This is a genomic window from Acinetobacter kookii, from assembly GCF_900096895.1.
GTDB lineage: Bacteria > Pseudomonadota > Gammaproteobacteria > Pseudomonadales > Moraxellaceae > Acinetobacter > Acinetobacter kookii.
Map to the genome: position 1 here is coordinate 98,969 of NZ_FMYO01000001.1, position 15,248 is coordinate 114,216.

Sequence of the window (15,248 nt, forward strand, 5' to 3'; positions counted from 1 at the left end):
TAAAAAAAGCGCCTTTAGGCGCACAGAAATAAGAAACCGACCTCTTATTGGGTGGGTTCTAATATGTATTCATTAATTTGCTCTATTTTAAAGCCAAGACTAAACCAATAGCGACTATTCCACATACAAGTATAAGCAGTGCAATAGCTTGTAAAAAACCAACACGATCAGCGCCTTTTTCGCTCATTTTTCCATCTACCTTTAATTGTGAATTTGAGGTATGATCATTCATACAAATTTAACTCCATAACTTATGTCGGTTGAGTTGATTTAAGAACCTCAGTGTTGGCGCACTGGGGTTTTTGCTTTTCAGATATTATTTAGATTTAAAAAAGAGTTCATCCTGCGGTTTTTCTAAATAAAGAGCCCATGATTACTAGTCACAGGCTTTTTGCTTATTTTGAATGCTAAAATACTGACCAGCGACCAGCTTTAAGTTAAATAAAATACGTAAAAATTAAAATTTATTAGCGTTGTATTAAGCTTCAATACAACTTGAAGCTAATTTTGGGTATTAAAAAATCACTCAGATATTATTCCTTCAATTCCTCAAAAACTTCTTAAATTCTTTAGCATTGGCATGATCAATCAGAGCCCATATCTTTTTTAAATGCCTCAAATCCTTTCTTATCTGATTGAGCCACACGCGCAGCAACGGCAGAATTAACAATCCCTTGCCTATGCATCTTGCTTGCAGCCTTAACGTAACCATCAAACGCACCGTAGGTCATCTGCATGATTTCGCTATGTTGGTGGCCCATTGATACTAGAAACTGAAATGAATCAAACCAGGTGGATGCCGTTTGAGTATTCTCCTTAGCCCCACGCTTTGGCTTTTCATATTTGAAATAGGCTTGATTTACCAGAAGCACATTTTTAAGCAGTTCTTTAAAGGCCTGCTCATCTGCAGCAAGTTTGAATAGGGGTTCATTATCTAGATCCGTTACGCATGCAATTGTAGAAATGACCTGCATACCATGCGCTGCAAATAGCTCTGTCAAAACCTCATCTGAATGTTTTTTATTTTTAAGGAACTGCTTGATTACCTCAGCATATGTAGCCCAAGTATCAAAATCTTTCATCTGGATCTGGCGAACTTCAATATCATTCACCAGGACAGATCGATTTGTGGCTAAGAAAAAATCATTCATGATAAGGTCTCAATGTAAATTTTGGACATAAAAAACCACTCCGAAGAGTGGTTTTTTATTTTCTAAAGATTCAATTAAACATTTGCCCAAATTGGTGGATAACCAACATAAGCATTAGAGCTGAAAATGATGTTACCAATACTTCTATTATTGCTGTCATTTCTTTTCCCTCTGATTTTAATTGTTCTTTTTTTATACAGACAAATAAGAATATTCTCAACAATTAATTCAACCAAAAGGTAAAAAAAATTATGACAATATTCAATATAAAAAGGCTGCATTGTAATAGGCACAAAAAAGACGCTTAAGCGCCTGTGTGGTTCTTTGTGCCTGTGTGGAGTTACGCTGTTACGCTAAAGCGCTCAATATGACCAAACACACTGAGTTCAGCATCATTGGCTTTAGAGATATCTGCTAATGCCTCACCTTCAATTGAATAAGATCCAAAGTCTTCATGAATCAGATCAAATTCAGTATCTGGTGAGAATTTCACACGCCATAACGTCATGACAACCTTGTCACCAGTAAGCGTATCAATGCCCTTGAAGAGGATTCGATATTCACTCCCAATGTTATTAGCAATTGTAGTACGTGTCTTAGCACCAGCCTTGGCAGAAAACTTAACTGGACCAACGATAGCTTCATTAAATACTACTGTGCCGTAAACAGCATCCAGTACATATTTATCTGAAGTAATGGCTACATCTGAGCTATCTTTAAAAGCCACATTACTTAAATTGCGGTGGCCTAAATCAATCATAGCGCCAGCCTGTACAGTACCAATATTGATATCAGTCAGCTGAGCCTCAGGAATTTCAATTGATTTACCGCTAAGGATTAACTCTAGATTTTCCTTAGTCACCTCTTCAATTGTTCCCGAAATAGCAACACCAGTTTGCTTGTACAAGACTGCATCTTTCGAACGTAGACCAGTTTTACTTTCATAATGGTCAGTAGACTCAGTAGAAATAGCAATCTGTAATTCCGGAGTACTACCGACTGGTAATAATGCAGCAGGTACACCACTAACCATTTTTGCTAGATGAAGTTCACCCTGAAGTGAAATCACATTTGAATTAGCCATTACTTTTCATCCCCTATGGTTTTCTTGGCTGGAACAGCTTTAGGTTCAGGTACTTCCTGAATTACACCATCTGCCAGTAATTTTTTGAGTTGAGCATCATTCAGCCCACCGACAACATCGCCTTTTTTGAAGCGACCGACGGGCTGCAATGCCTTGTATTGTTTTTCCATACATTTAATCCGCTATAACATTGGTTTTAGATTCAAAAATACCCGTGACATAAAGACACGTTTTTGAAATATCATGATCGATATTTAAAAGACTTAGAGGCTCATTGCTTGATTTTGGTTGCCAGCCTATGAGCTTTTTAATCACTTTTTTAATCAGCACACCACCTAATAAAAACGCTTGTGTTGCATCAAGCTGTGAAGCTGCATGACGCACCACCACTGTTACTTCCCATTGAGGTGCTAAAGCAACCGCTCTGCCACGTGCCTTCTCATCAGTTTTTCGCATTCGACGGTAGTTCACTTGGATATTAGGGGTTACTTGACTTAATTCACTGGTAGCCCCTACATTCATCGGCGTATAGATCTTCAGTACACCCCATTCCTGCATGAACGGCGTTAGACGCGCTTCAATCTCTTTCAAAACCGCAAAAAGATCATCTTCTTCTAAATTATTCATCAAGAATGGTTCCTTCTACCAAGTTGACAATATCTTGTGCATCATCGTCCGTAATACCCAACCAAGGACGTTCAGGCATATTCACCTTATAGGCTTTGGCTTGTACGTCTTGAGCAAAATTAGATCGGCTTTGACGCACGAAACGATTACCCACCAAGCCTGTGCGACCATCCTGTCGAAAATATAGTGTGCGCGTTCGTGCAGGCATATCAATCACACCACCAAAGTGATGAATTGCACCATACTCAGCATCAGTTCCGATTTCTAAACCGTTATCTGTTGCGTTGTATGTAATAGAGTTCATTAGTCGTGATGTTTTTCGCAGTGTCGTACCACCTTCACGCATCACTCGAACTGATAATGGCCAACGACCATTTAAGCCCTCACCACGCGTCCAACGCTCTCGGATATTTTCAGTGACCGTTGAGCCAATATCCTCAAACAATCCACGCTTTCGGTCTTCAAAGTCGCTAAGTTTTTTCAACAAAGCCATTAAGACGGAATTTTCATCCGTCTTAATTTCTATAAGCACTCCGGCCATACGGACCTCACTTGATGCTTGGCATCATATTCAAAACATCATCACCAAATACACCGCCGGTATAGGTGGTACCGATTGGCATGGTGGAAGGTTTATTTTTTGGTTGTTCTTCAGTGACTTCATTTTGAGGATTCAAGATGTTGAGTGTCGCCTTACCATCCGCAATCCGTTTCAGAAAATCAATTTCCGCTTTATAGCGGTTTTCAACTTCTTCAGTGGGTTGCTGAAAGTAAAGTCGGTAACGTGCAATGTTGCACGCTATCCGTTTTAAGGTACTAGGTGTACTTGGCAAAGGCAGGACGTATTTCACAGCAATGTAACTATCGATTTCCTCAGAAGCATCCTGTAGGGCTTCTTCTATCGAATTGCCCACAGTTTGCATTATTTCCAGTTGCTGAAGTTCACCCTCCCCAAAACGCGCCTCTAAGTCATTTCGAGTAGCGTACATAGATCACCTATTTAGCTTCGTCAGCTGGCTTGTCACTGGCTTTTGGCTTAACTACTGGCTTTGCTTTTTCAAGTTCAGCCACTTTCGCCTTAAGCTCAGCATTTTCTTTTTCCAGCTCAGCCAACCGTGCGGCGGTACCGTCTGCCTTAGGTTCTTTAAGCTCTTGATATTCTTCAATAGCCCCAGATGCTAAAAGGGCCTGAAGTTTTTTCTCTTCAAGCCCTTGGATTTCATCACCTGGACGAAAATGTCCGATCGACTGTTTTGCAATATACTTTGGCATTTAGTTCTCCTTATACGAATCCACGGCCACCCACTAAACCGTTCTTGTTATTTGGAACAGCAAGTGGAGAGGATTCAGCCAATAATTGAATGCTTGAAGGGTTCTTTTCTTGCCATTGGCTTAAATAGAATTCCAAAGCCTGTCCAAATGCTTCAACGTTTTGCAATGCACAATGGGCAATCCAGCCATTTGCATCAGAAACAAGACCGAAGAAATCTTCAGGAATAAAACGTTCCGCAACACCTTCCATGCTGTGCTTAACGTCATACGTCCAGATTTCAATATTATCCACTGTGCCACGGAACTGAGGCTTATCTGCCTGGTCAAAAGTTGGCGTGATTGGAACACTAATACCTGCATAAGGAGCAATGAATTTTTCTTTAAACTCAGGGTCCTTAATCAAGACATTAAATACTTTAGATGTGGTCAAAGCCATATTTGGCGATGTACCTGAGTGCTCAACAGATAAGTCAATCATTGATTGAATATCTTTAACAGGAGTGGCACCGGCTTGTCCCCATTTGATCAACGGCGTGAAGTTACAAGCAGGGTTGCGCTCATAATCCACTTCATACATTGGGAAGTCTGCTGAAGCGAAAGTGGTTTTACCGTAGAGTAAGACATCACGGGCAATCAATAACTTTCGGTTTTCGATAGACTGGCGAAGATACAAAGCTTTTTGAGCCTGATCGATTAACAATAGATCCGCATCGGATAAACGATTTGAACCGGTCGCAATCACCCCAAACTGACGTAAGCGTGCGATCAGAGCAGTGTTTTGCACTTCACTTGGCATAACCGTCATCATTGGCTTTAAGTAAGCAGGCTTCACGAATTTCACGTTGCCAGATTCACCTACTTTGATTTGGCGACCAGCAGCCGTCGGAGTAACGAACGGCGCAAGTGGAGTTGCTGTATTCAACTCACCAACTGGAACTTCCTTTTTGGTGTATGAAACACGTTGAGGGAAAAAGCGATCCATCAACCAGGTATCTACCTTTTGAGTAGTATCGGTGAGTAGCACCAGTTGTGGTACATCCAGCAATTCAACTGGTGCATTTTGAAATGTAAAAGTCTGACTCATGTCTTAGTTCCCCACAACTTTACGAAGTTCGATTTTATTAGCCAATGCCTGTGCACGTACTGCATCGTATTGATCTGCTGTTAATGGAACTCCGTTCACAGTAACTACAGCAATATCGAAAGGACCTTGTGTGTAGATTGGCATTTCTAAGTTATTGTTGGCGTGATATGTAGATTGCTCTGCCGTGAAATCTGATACAGCAATCGCGTTCCAATCCCCTACCACCCCAGTGGTAACAACAGGGTGGTCAGCCACATTATTTGCACCAACGTTGAGTAGATCCCCACGTTTGTATGCAGTTGCTGTTTTTACTTTGGCATTTTCGGTACGAATACCATCACCTACCACCAATTGATTGGTCGTAATGGTTTGAGTAATTGTTCCCATTATTTAGACTCCTGAGCTGCCGCAAATTTGGCGAATGCCTGATCCAAAGCTGATCCTTGTGGAGCTTGCCCACCCTGACCACCAGTTGCCTGATGATTAAACAAATGTGCATATGCTGGATTAACACCTGGTGCCGGCGTTTGTTGTTGCTGTCCAGCTGGCGGTTGTTGGTTGCCTGCTGCAAATTGCTTAAGCGTTCCAGCCATCAGATCAAATGCATCATCTGGCATTGCAGAAAACTTGGATTTTTCATCAACACTAAACTCTTTGTTCAAGGCTTTTGCCAAAGCATCAATCTCAGCATTGCGCTTATCTGTAGCAAATTTTTTAACCTGATCCTGCAAACCCGAAATGGTTTGCTCATGCTCTTTAATTTTTGCTTTCGCTTGTTCTAGGTCCACGTCTGTGTCCTCTGGTTGATTAAAGTTTTTTGGAGAGTGACTGGCTGCCACTGCGTTTGTGTTGTCATCCGCACCCAAAGCACAGAAAGACACTTCACGAATACGTCCACCGCGGAATACTGCAACAGGAGCTTGGAATGTTCGACCATTTACAATGATCGAACCCTCTTTAACTTCCTCAACTGTGGTCGGATAAATTCGAACTGACATTTGCCATGGGAAGTCATCATCAGAGTCTTGAGCGACTTGAGTGCCAAATTCATTTGAAAGCAAATTGCCTTCAATTTTCAGACCTTCAGCATGACTGATGGAATGGGAGTTGATTGCTCCAACACGCTGACTGGTTCGATGTTCAAGTAGTGCAGGAATACGACCTTTGATTTGAATTGAATCAAGATCAAATACCACTTTGTCCCAATACCAGTGATCAGTAATTGCTTCACCACTGTAAGCAATACCCGAGAATGTGCGTTTCTTTTTTCCATCTTCAGGCTTGTCTACACTGACTTGACCTAATTGGAAGCAAAACTGGTCTTGCTCCTTTTTTTGATTTTCATTTGGATCTGGCATTTTTCATGCTCCAATAAAAAAAGCACCCGAAGGTGCTTAAAGTTAAATTTGTTTATGGTTTTTTTTGGTGGACTAGATAGTGCATGACAGAATGCATTCACCAAGCTTTTAATACCTGATTCTTTGGCACCAATCACAGCCACTTTTTTGCAACCGCATGGGCTATATCCATTCCCATTGCGACCATTAAAGCCACAGCGGCATGATTCGCATTTTTCAGTCATCTAATTCACCAATGCCTTTAACGTATAAACCATTCGCCCGTCAGTCGCTTCAATCCAAACAACCTTAAATGACAGCCCAATTTCAAATAAAACACCCCGCCCAGCATTAAGCTTTTCAAGATCAATACCTAGACCTTTTGCATTTTCAATCTGAATCACGATGCTTGAGCCACTACCAGTCATCAGCAACGGCGAATCTAGTGTGATGACCTTACCCACCTCTAAAGATGCTGCATAAGCCAATGAAACAGATCCCGTTACAACTGGTGAAGTGTTTGCTGATACAACCTGGATATTTGCCATATCTTCTTTAACCCAGCGCTTCAGCACATCATCAGCCAGTGAGCTTGTGGCAGAGTTTAAGTAACTGGTCAGTGCAGCATCATTTCCCTGCACATAGTCTAGGAAGGTGCGGATTGCACTTGGTCGAATGCTTGGATCTAGTGGAATCACTGTATTGGCCACCGTATCGAATAGGTCCCGAGTCTTATCATCCATCGGAGCAAACAGACTGGTGAGCTTTTTACTTGCTGTCCACTCAGCTCTAATGACCTCCTTCTGCTCAAGGAGATACTCCTTATCCAGTGATGAAGCACCAATCTTCTTATCAACCAGCGATTCAAGCTCACCAAACTGCAATGGATGTGATGACCAGTCCAAAGCCTCAGCTACTTCTGATAACTGATCATCAGGTGTAATGCCGTATTTCAATGCTTGTTTCTCGGTTAAGGCAATCACGGTGCACCGGCAACGGAATGAAATGGGTGGATAATGTGTCAGCCAAAACGGATGATCAATCGGCAATACAATTCGATTCAAAGCCAAATGACTGGGACGGACCCGGCTATCATTGATAGCTGAGTACATCAAATACGGTCGTTTAGCCTTATTACGTTGCTGTTGTTGCCACCGCCCATGGCCATAAGCATTCTGGATATTTGTACGAAATACATTGTCCAAATAATGCTTTGGCAGAATGATTTCAGATTCCGCAATCAGCTTTTGGAAGTCGTTAAACGTTCCACCGTCGGCAATAGATTTGTTAACAGCCTTGATGACGGTTTCAATCTGCTCAAGACTTGATAGGAAGCTGACTGTAGTCGCCATCTGCCGAGTCTTAAGGTCCATTGAATAGAACTCATCCGGGAGTACAATCTTTTTACTGTGAGCGTATTGGAGCGCCTCAAGGAATGTGACTGGTTGCATCGTTATTCACCCTTACTTGAGATTGCATACCCCAGCACATCAGCCGCATATAAAGCTTGATCCAATTTAGCTGTGAACTCAGTCTGTGATGCCTTAGGTATTAACTTTGCCAAGTTAAAAACTAAAGTTTCAGGACTATCGGATTCAGCCACCAATTGTTTAATCTGATCCTGATTTAAAAGCTCTAAATCACCCTGGCCATCCGTCAGCTCTTCAACTTCTTGCTGCGCTGCAGATAACTTGTTGGCAGATGCCTTAAAGTTGAATGCTTGGCGAGGTAATGCAGAGAATTGAGTATTCATCGGTAGTTGCTGAGACTCAGCAATATCACCGTCCTGTAAGCCATATTCACGCTGAAAGTATTGCGGTGTCAGGTTAGCCCCGGCATTTTTAAGATGAGCATCACGTTCTGCCTGTTCTTTGTTGAGTGGCTTTGGCTTCTCGCCAAGCATGACCTTATATTCACCCCAGCCATTTAATGCACAAAGGGCATTAACCACTGCCTGCAAAGTTGGTGTTACTAAGCGAATATCCGACTTCAGCTTATCTGCTCGTACATTCTCATGTACTTGACCTAGTGCATAACTCCCCTTGCCATCTGTACCACTGGTGAGCGTCTGCCCCAATACAACCTTTTGGATCTGGCGAACCAATTGATTGTTAAAGGCCTCAAATGCTGCACCGGCTGTCCCACTTGTTCCTGGTGCAGAAAGGATTTGCACATCATCTTCAATATCAATAGACAAAACACTTTGAGCATGAGCATCCAGCAGTGCTTTGCTCATATCATCAGTTTCAGTATCTTTGCATTTACCAAGCAGAATTGGCGTACCAAAACGCTCCAGGAATTTTGCCCAGAACTTAAAACCATTTTGCTTAAAGAAGAATAACCAATACAGTGTGGCCAGCAAGGCCTTGCCATAGGGCTGCTCGTATGTAGCTTTACGGCGTGTTAAGAAGAACTTAAACGCCTGATCAACTTCACGCTCTGCATTATGACCATCCTGCCGATAAATCAACCGACCATCGTTCTTAGGCTCAAACCATTGCATCGGCTTCTCACCGATCCACTGAATACCCACATAACCTTCCGGCTTTAATTCATACACAGCTTCTTGCACTGAATATCCAAATAGCAAAGCATTAAAAGCGGCTGCAGCAATTTCATAAAACCACTCTTTCAATATCAAATTCAGCATCTCTGCTTCTTTGCTATCACTTGGTTCAATACGTAACGGCGTGGCCAAAAGTGCATCTAGACGTGTTTCAACTGCTTGGGCAATTTCATCATCATCCAGTAGTACACGCAATCTATGGCGTGCAATCCCTGCTTTTCGTAATACTTCATCAGTATCTGGTTGCTTCCCAAAATTCACCAAGAACTGAGTGACTGCTTCTTGAGTGTATAAGTTGCCATAAGACAAAGCCTTTTTTGACGCTTTGTCCTTTTTAGACTTTGCCATGTAAACACCTTAATAAGTTCGAGTACCCGCACCTGCAGGTTTTTTTCTTTTCCGCTCTCTAATATCACTGAAACAAATCATCACGCTATCAGCCCGGTTTGGTGACAGTGCACCGTCAGGCTGCTTATTCACCAAAATTTTGCCTGCACCATTTTTACTATAGGTTGGCTGAGAAAGTTCGCGTTTGAGCTGTTCCAATTCCTGCTTGGTAATATCAGCAGTTGATAAAGAAATCAGATTATCTGGATCGTATTGCATGCCCTGGAGTGCGCGGTAGGTGTTTTGAAATCTAAGCCGCAATGACCACCACATCTGAGCTTTAAGATTAGCAAAGAAGTCCACGTTTTTACGCGCCTCAACCATCTCCTGCTCAGGGTCATGCACTGCACCTGATCCCCGAAAAGGATTAGCCTCAATTTCTGGCATCCCCTTCACTTGATTCTGCTCATTAATGACACGAGCATCACCGCGTACACCAGCTCCTAAACCATCCGCATCGTAGAAGAATAAATTCAGTTTTAGATCCAGGCATGCATCGATAGCTTTTTGCGTGGTACCAAAAATGTCATCACCAACACCCGACCATGTATCCAGATATTGCAGTACGATCCCATGACGGGCAGCAAACGAGTTTTTATCCTTACCTTCATCCGCCACATCAAGTGCGCCGTTGCGTTGTCCTGACGGCTGAATCTCGAGCTTAAGATGAGAATCAACAGCAGCTTCAACCCATGCGGAGGGAATTAATACACCCTCAACCGATGCAGCGTAATCAATATCCACTTCCTGAGCCAAAACGACATCATCGAGTGTGGCCTTTTGTTTTTCATACCATGGATAAATCAATTTTCCATGTAGCTCAGCCTGCCAGTTTTTGTCCGGATTAGCTCTCCAAGGCATAGTAAAGACGGCGTAACGACCGCTAAAACGGTCCTGATGAAAGCGATCTCCGATACCATTTGGAGTAGACCCCTTGATATGAACGTTTGTGTTCTGGGAGATCGCAGCGTCTACCGCTTCTTGTCTCTCTACAAATGCCCATTCATCCAGAAAATACATTGTGGTACGACCACCACGGCCAATGTTGTCACCAGCTTCACCGGTAACGGTTGCACCGTTATCTGGGTTAATAATTCGCATGTAGTTGTCATGTATTTTTTCAACAAAACCCTTAGGTTTCATCCAATCTGGCAACTTGGAAAACATATCCCGAAACTTATGCAGTAATGTCTTAGGATCACCTTTCTTATCGACCAAATCCTCTTTACGACTACCAACACCTCCAGCGAAGCCTTCGACAAATAACCACCGATGCAAATAAAATCCCAAAACTACATAACTCATCCCTTCATCACGGCTTTTTTCAATTAATCCATGTGTCTGGGTGCTTTCACGCTCTAATAGCCAGTCTACAAGTTCAACCTGACCAGGGCGCAAAACAAAAGGAATATTCGCCGGCAATCCAAAAGGCATGCCTCGAGGATCATAGGTCCATACCCAGTGATTAAACCAATGTGCCGGATCACTTTTGCATTTATAGATTTCAGCCTGAGTACTTAGTTCATTCTGCTCTATCAGCATTCGGTAGTAATAACGCCGTGTCATTTCTTCAATGACTTCAGGCAAACGTGTGTTGATCGTCCACTCTTTAATTAGTGGCGCTATATCTTCAATTGCATAAGTCATAACTTGCCATTAATTGCCAAACGCGAAAGCTCCTGTGCAGACAGCTTTGCAAGTTCTTCAGGTGTGTATTGAGGTGAGGGTTTGTTCTCTTGTTGAATAGGACCGCCATTAGGGCCAGTGATTTCCTGTTTGGTTACCCGGCCATCCGTCTCTTGAAATGCTTGCTTCAATAGATTTTGCTTTGCACGTTTATTTCGCCCAGAATCTTCATACATTTTTTGAAGTTCCATTAACCGGAAAGCCTTATTCGCAATCGCAATATCTTCAATATTCTCTCGAAATTCTTTGCGCTTTTGATGAAACAAGTCTTTTAATTTTTTACTCAGATTCCGTCCAGCAACTTTTGTTGGATCATAAAGTGCCACCTGCTGTCTTGTAATTTCAATCTTATATTCTTGCTTTACAGCTTCTACTACTTGCTGAGGGGTTTCAAAGCATGCAAGAGACTGAACTATAAACATTTTTACAGGCTCTTTTAGTGCTGCCATAAACACCCCTTTGTATAGCTACGTATAGCAAGATAGGCAAAAAAAGAGCCCTTAGGCTCAATTAATCACACAGTTCCCACAGCACGCAGCAATATTAGTTTCAGATACAAACGGCGCATTCTTGGCGATTTCCAAAAGTCGTTTTACTGACTCATCAGCGCCCCATCGTTTGGTCTCACCGAAGAACACTTCAACGTCATGGCCAGCCAGGTAATGCTTGGGTAGACCGGTATGGTCGCTATAAATGATCTCGCCATCTTCATCACGTTCAACACCGATGTGATACAACTCATGCTCAATCAAACGACAGAACTCACGATCTGAAGTTTGCTCACAATATGCTGCATCCACAGTAATGAGATACACCGGCACAAAACCAAACCAGTCACGCATCTGCTGTTCCTGCCGTGCTTTCTTCCATCCGCCCTGGTTAAACATAACCTTTTCACATTGGCCCAGCACCATACGCTTTTTCGCTACGGCGGCCGATGATGCCCAAGCAAATGCCAGGAATGTTTCATCGTCATGCAGCAGTTCAGCAATGTGGTCATGATCTGGGTTATGAAGTTCACCGCCAATGGTCAGCCAGTTTTTAACAACCCATTCTTTTAATTCCACGGCGGGTGCCAGGCGAATCGCTTCTTCTTCCTCAGCCTGATCAATCAGATTCGACGGCGGGAATGGTCTGAACTGGTCCATAAGATGCCTTTAAATTTCTAAGCCACATCGTAGCTCTGCCCATGTAAATATCACCGGTTTCAAAGCGCTTATACCGGTATCCCATTTCTTCAGCATGATCGTATCGGTCGACACTCCATGCCTTCGTGGCCAGCTTACCTTTACGTCCACCTGACCAGGGACCACCAGCAATTTCTATCAACATTCGATACTCAATCAAATGAAAGTCAAACCGCCAATGCTTGGTGCTTTTGAAGTGAAAATACTCTTCGTATTTAATTTCCATACGATCAAGGATTTTTTTGAGTCGATCGAATGCTTCCAAGTATTTTTCACCAGCTTTGGGTAGTGGTCTGGTGCGGGGTTTTGTCTTAATGGGCTTTTTATTGGTTAGGGATTTATATACGTCCAGTTCCATAAATTCCCCCAATAAAAAACCTCCCGGAGGAGGCTCTACTCTATTATTTCAATAATCACGATCGTCCTATCACCCAGGGTAAAAGTCATATTAGGTACTACTGATTTTCTCGGTAGTTTTTTATAAGGACGGATTGTGGATCTTAGATAATTTCCTTCTTGATCATGATAGAAAAAATTTAAGGTGCCAGAGGTAACATCCTCTTCAGCATTAAGCTCTATCATTTCACCTGTATCTTGAACTCTGGCTATAATTTTCATTGTAGTGCCTTATGTTGATTTGGCCCTATAATTTATCATTAAAACTTAATTTAACCCATCTTCATAACACCCCTTCACATCATCCGGCACAGTCAAATGAATACCCAATTTTGTGATAGTAAAATCATGCAAGTGATTCAAATATTCAGTCATCTGAATTGGAGTTGATAGGAAGCAAAGCTTTTTGCATTTCCTCACCTCAATACTTATCATATTACCAATAGTTATTAAAAAATTAAGAACCACAATGCTTTATATCTTTGGGATTCTGTTTCTGCTCTTTATTGCTTACCACTACAGGCTTGATCAAGCATCTGGAATTGGTAAGTTTCTTTTATACATAGTCATTTTATTAATCGTAATCTGCATAAGAGCTGCGTGGCGTGTTCTAACCTAACATTCAACAACTTAGACTCTGATACTTAGACAGCTCAGCAGTGCAAAATTCTAAGTCTTGTTTCGCTTGTACTTTGTCTGTAATAAGACCACCAATCAATTTTTAAATATAAGCCATGTAATGACCAAGCATACTGCAGCAATCAATAAGCACCATTTACCTGTATTTTTTGTGGCTCAAATTGCTTTTCGATTTCACGCTCAAACCACTCTTGACTATCACTCCAGGTTTGAATGCTTTGCTTTTCATGTGGAGTTAATTTAATTTTTGCTTGCTTCTTTGTAAGCTCTCTTGCCACTCGCTGCTTGGCCTTCTTCTGCTTTCAATTCATCTTCTATCACCAATAAGAAAAGAAAACCCCGCCAATATCTAGTATGTAGCGGGGTCTTATGTGCCGTAATACGCCCTGTAAATGTCACCGAAGTGACAAGGGTCTATTTAACTTCTTTCAAACAATCCCGACACACCTTGATTTCTTCATCATCAATCGTGTAATCGATTTCAGTGGCACCATGCAGGCCGAATAAACACATCAATAAACGGAGCATCACTTTTCTCCTAAATTTCATGCAAAAAAAAGCCCACTCCAGTAGTAGTTGGATATGGGCCTATAAACTAAGGACCTTGGAGGGTCATTCAGAAACTACAGCTGTTTCTGGGTGGCTATTTTGTACACTATTCAAATAACATTCAGTGGCGGAATATACCAAAAACAAAAATAATGTTAATTAAATCAAATTATTAACCTATCTTAATTTATGCCTTATTGAGTATTAAAAAGCCCAATAAATAAACAATTTTTCTCACCATATGAAATCTGGAGGCGGTACCTGATTTCAAACCATTTGATTAAGGTAACCGCCATGAGGGTGCCCCGATATTGCTTACACATGCCATTTCTCAGAACATTAAAAAGACCCTCCTTTCGATGAGCTCTTAAATTCAATTCTTTGGCTTCCGTATATACACTTCAGCCTGATCTGTGGCATCACACAGCTTTATATCTTTCCCTCTATACAAAAAAAAGCCCACACATGGAAAGAGGATGTGGGCTTGTAAACTAAGGACCTTGGAGGGTCATCCAGAAACTACAGCAGTTTCTACCTGCCATCCTATATACTTATTCGTGAATTTCTTGTGAAGAAAATTCATTAAAAAAGCCCGCTTAACTCGGGGAAGTTAAACGGACTAGTATGGTGTATCATCTTTTTTATTTTTTTTATTGCGCTTTCTCTTGGAGCAAAAAAAATATATCACTAGGCTTTGATTTACAAAGTATAGAGAATTTGGAGAAACTGTTTTCCTGTGTCTGCTTTTGGTTATTTTTTGATCTTTGTTAGACAATGATCATTAAATCTAATTTGGGTGCCCCGATATTGCTTACACCGAACATTTCTCAGGGCATTAAAAATGCTCACATTACTGTAAGCATTTGTGGTACTTCTCGTCTTTCCGAGTGTCAGTCGTTTTTCCCAGCTAGGCGATAGATAACTTCGTCTAACCTGATAAAAAATTAACCGGGATTTGCTATCCAATCAATCGTTTTATTTCGTAATTTTTTGATAAATATCACGTTTAATTCACGACTGATCTGATTTTGAATTGATCGCCACAAAAGATCCATGCTGTGGTCCATGGCTAATCCCTACTTTGATTGCCACTGAATAGGCACAGTACTAATCAATTTTCGGTTTCGATTCAAATTTCGGCGGGGCATCACTCCCAATTCTGATTTCACTTTCCTGCATATCCTATTCATGCTCGATGAACTGCATGGGTTGTACCCTCTTTCGTGGGGCCCATACGTATTTGCTCAAACAGGCTTTAGCTAATCAGCAAACTATAGAAAATG

Annotated in this window: 19 protein-coding genes; all 19 read right to left on the reverse strand. The window is 41.7% G+C overall.

Annotated features, from left to right (window positions below; translation table 11 throughout):
* Positions 1-82: 82 nt before the first annotated feature.
* On the reverse strand, positions 83-232 hold the full coding sequence (locus BLP85_RS14890; protein ID WP_171259614.1) for a hypothetical protein: 150 nt from the start codon (positions 230-232) through the stop codon (positions 83-85).
* A gap of 352 nt (positions 233-584) precedes the next feature.
* Entirely contained in the window at positions 585-1,151 is a 567-nt protein-coding gene (locus BLP85_RS00475) for a hypothetical protein (protein WP_092818186.1), read from the reverse strand.
* A gap of 340 nt (positions 1,152-1,491) precedes the next feature.
* A complete protein-coding gene (locus tag BLP85_RS00480; RefSeq protein WP_092818187.1) occupies positions 1,492-2,235 on the reverse strand; it encodes a phage tail tube protein in 744 nt (247 codons plus the stop codon).
* On the reverse strand, positions 2,235-2,405 hold the full coding sequence (locus tag BLP85_RS14895) for a hypothetical protein (protein ID WP_171259615.1): 171 nt from the start codon (positions 2,403-2,405) through the stop codon (positions 2,235-2,237). The genes BLP85_RS00480 and BLP85_RS14895 overlap by 1 nt, the downstream gene beginning before the upstream one ends.
* Positions 2,406-2,409: 4 nt before the next feature.
* Positions 2,410-2,862 (reverse strand): phage tail terminator protein, encoded by a 453-nt coding sequence (locus tag BLP85_RS00485; protein ID WP_092818189.1) that lies wholly within the window; start codon positions 2,860-2,862, stop codon positions 2,410-2,412.
* On the reverse strand, positions 2,855-3,355 hold the full coding sequence (locus tag BLP85_RS00490; RefSeq protein WP_265733815.1) for a phage virion morphogenesis protein: 501 nt from the start codon (positions 3,353-3,355) through the stop codon (positions 2,855-2,857). Before BLP85_RS00490 ends, BLP85_RS00485 begins: the two co-directional genes overlap by 8 nt.
* Positions 3,356-3,410: 55 nt before the next feature.
* Entirely contained in the window at positions 3,411-3,851 is a 441-nt protein-coding gene (locus tag BLP85_RS00495; RefSeq protein WP_092818191.1) for a phage protein Gp36 family protein, read from the reverse strand.
* Positions 3,852-3,858: 7 nt separating this feature from the next.
* On the reverse strand, positions 3,859-4,134 hold the full coding sequence (locus BLP85_RS00500) for a hypothetical protein (RefSeq protein WP_092818192.1): 276 nt from the start codon (positions 4,132-4,134) through the stop codon (positions 3,859-3,861).
* A 10-nt stretch (positions 4,135-4,144) separates the two neighbouring features.
* The gene (locus BLP85_RS00505; protein ID WP_092818193.1) at positions 4,145-5,218 is read right to left on the reverse strand and encodes a major capsid protein; all 1,074 of its coding nucleotides are present in this window, start codon (positions 5,216-5,218) and stop codon (positions 4,145-4,147) included.
* A 3-nt stretch (positions 5,219-5,221) separates the two neighbouring features.
* The gene (locus BLP85_RS00510) at positions 5,222-5,605 is read right to left on the reverse strand and encodes a hypothetical protein (RefSeq protein WP_092818194.1); all 384 of its coding nucleotides are present in this window, start codon (positions 5,603-5,605) and stop codon (positions 5,222-5,224) included.
* Entirely contained in the window at positions 5,605-6,576 is a 972-nt protein-coding gene (locus BLP85_RS00515; RefSeq protein ID WP_092818195.1) for a hypothetical protein, read from the reverse strand. Before BLP85_RS00515 ends, BLP85_RS00510 begins: the two co-directional genes overlap by 1 nt.
* 224 nt (positions 6,577-6,800) lie before the next feature.
* Positions 6,801-8,006, reverse strand: a complete 1,206-nt coding sequence (locus tag BLP85_RS00525) for a phage head morphogenesis protein (protein WP_092818197.1) — start codon at positions 8,004-8,006, stop codon at positions 6,801-6,803.
* A 2-nt stretch (positions 8,007-8,008) separates the two neighbouring features.
* Positions 8,009-9,469, reverse strand: coding sequence for a phage portal protein family protein (locus BLP85_RS00530; RefSeq protein WP_092818198.1), 1,461 nt, complete (start codon positions 9,467-9,469; stop codon positions 8,009-8,011).
* Between the two features lie 9 nt (positions 9,470-9,478).
* Complete coding sequence (locus BLP85_RS00535) at positions 9,479-11,155, reverse strand: terminase (RefSeq protein WP_092818199.1); 1,677 nt, start codon at positions 11,153-11,155, stop codon at positions 9,479-9,481.
* Positions 11,152-11,643: a DUF2280 domain-containing protein gene (locus BLP85_RS00540; RefSeq protein ID WP_092818201.1), complete on the reverse strand. Its 492-nt coding sequence runs from the start codon at positions 11,641-11,643 to the stop codon at positions 11,152-11,154. Before BLP85_RS00540 ends, BLP85_RS00535 begins: the two co-directional genes overlap by 4 nt.
* Before the next feature lie 57 nt (positions 11,644-11,700).
* Positions 11,701-12,342, reverse strand: a complete 642-nt coding sequence (locus tag BLP85_RS00545; protein ID WP_092818202.1) for a putative metallopeptidase — start codon at positions 12,340-12,342, stop codon at positions 11,701-11,703.
* Entirely contained in the window at positions 12,302-12,739 is a 438-nt protein-coding gene (locus BLP85_RS00550) for a hypothetical protein (protein WP_092818203.1), read from the reverse strand. The genes BLP85_RS00545 and BLP85_RS00550 overlap by 41 nt, the downstream gene beginning before the upstream one ends.
* A gap of 35 nt (positions 12,740-12,774) precedes the next feature.
* Positions 12,775-12,999 (reverse strand): hypothetical protein, encoded by a 225-nt coding sequence (locus BLP85_RS00555; protein ID WP_092818204.1) that lies wholly within the window; start codon positions 12,997-12,999, stop codon positions 12,775-12,777.
* A gap of 539 nt (positions 13,000-13,538) precedes the next feature.
* Positions 13,539-13,694, reverse strand: coding sequence for a hypothetical protein (locus BLP85_RS14900; protein ID WP_171259616.1), 156 nt, complete (start codon positions 13,692-13,694; stop codon positions 13,539-13,541).
* Positions 13,695-15,248 lie beyond the last annotated feature (1,554 nt).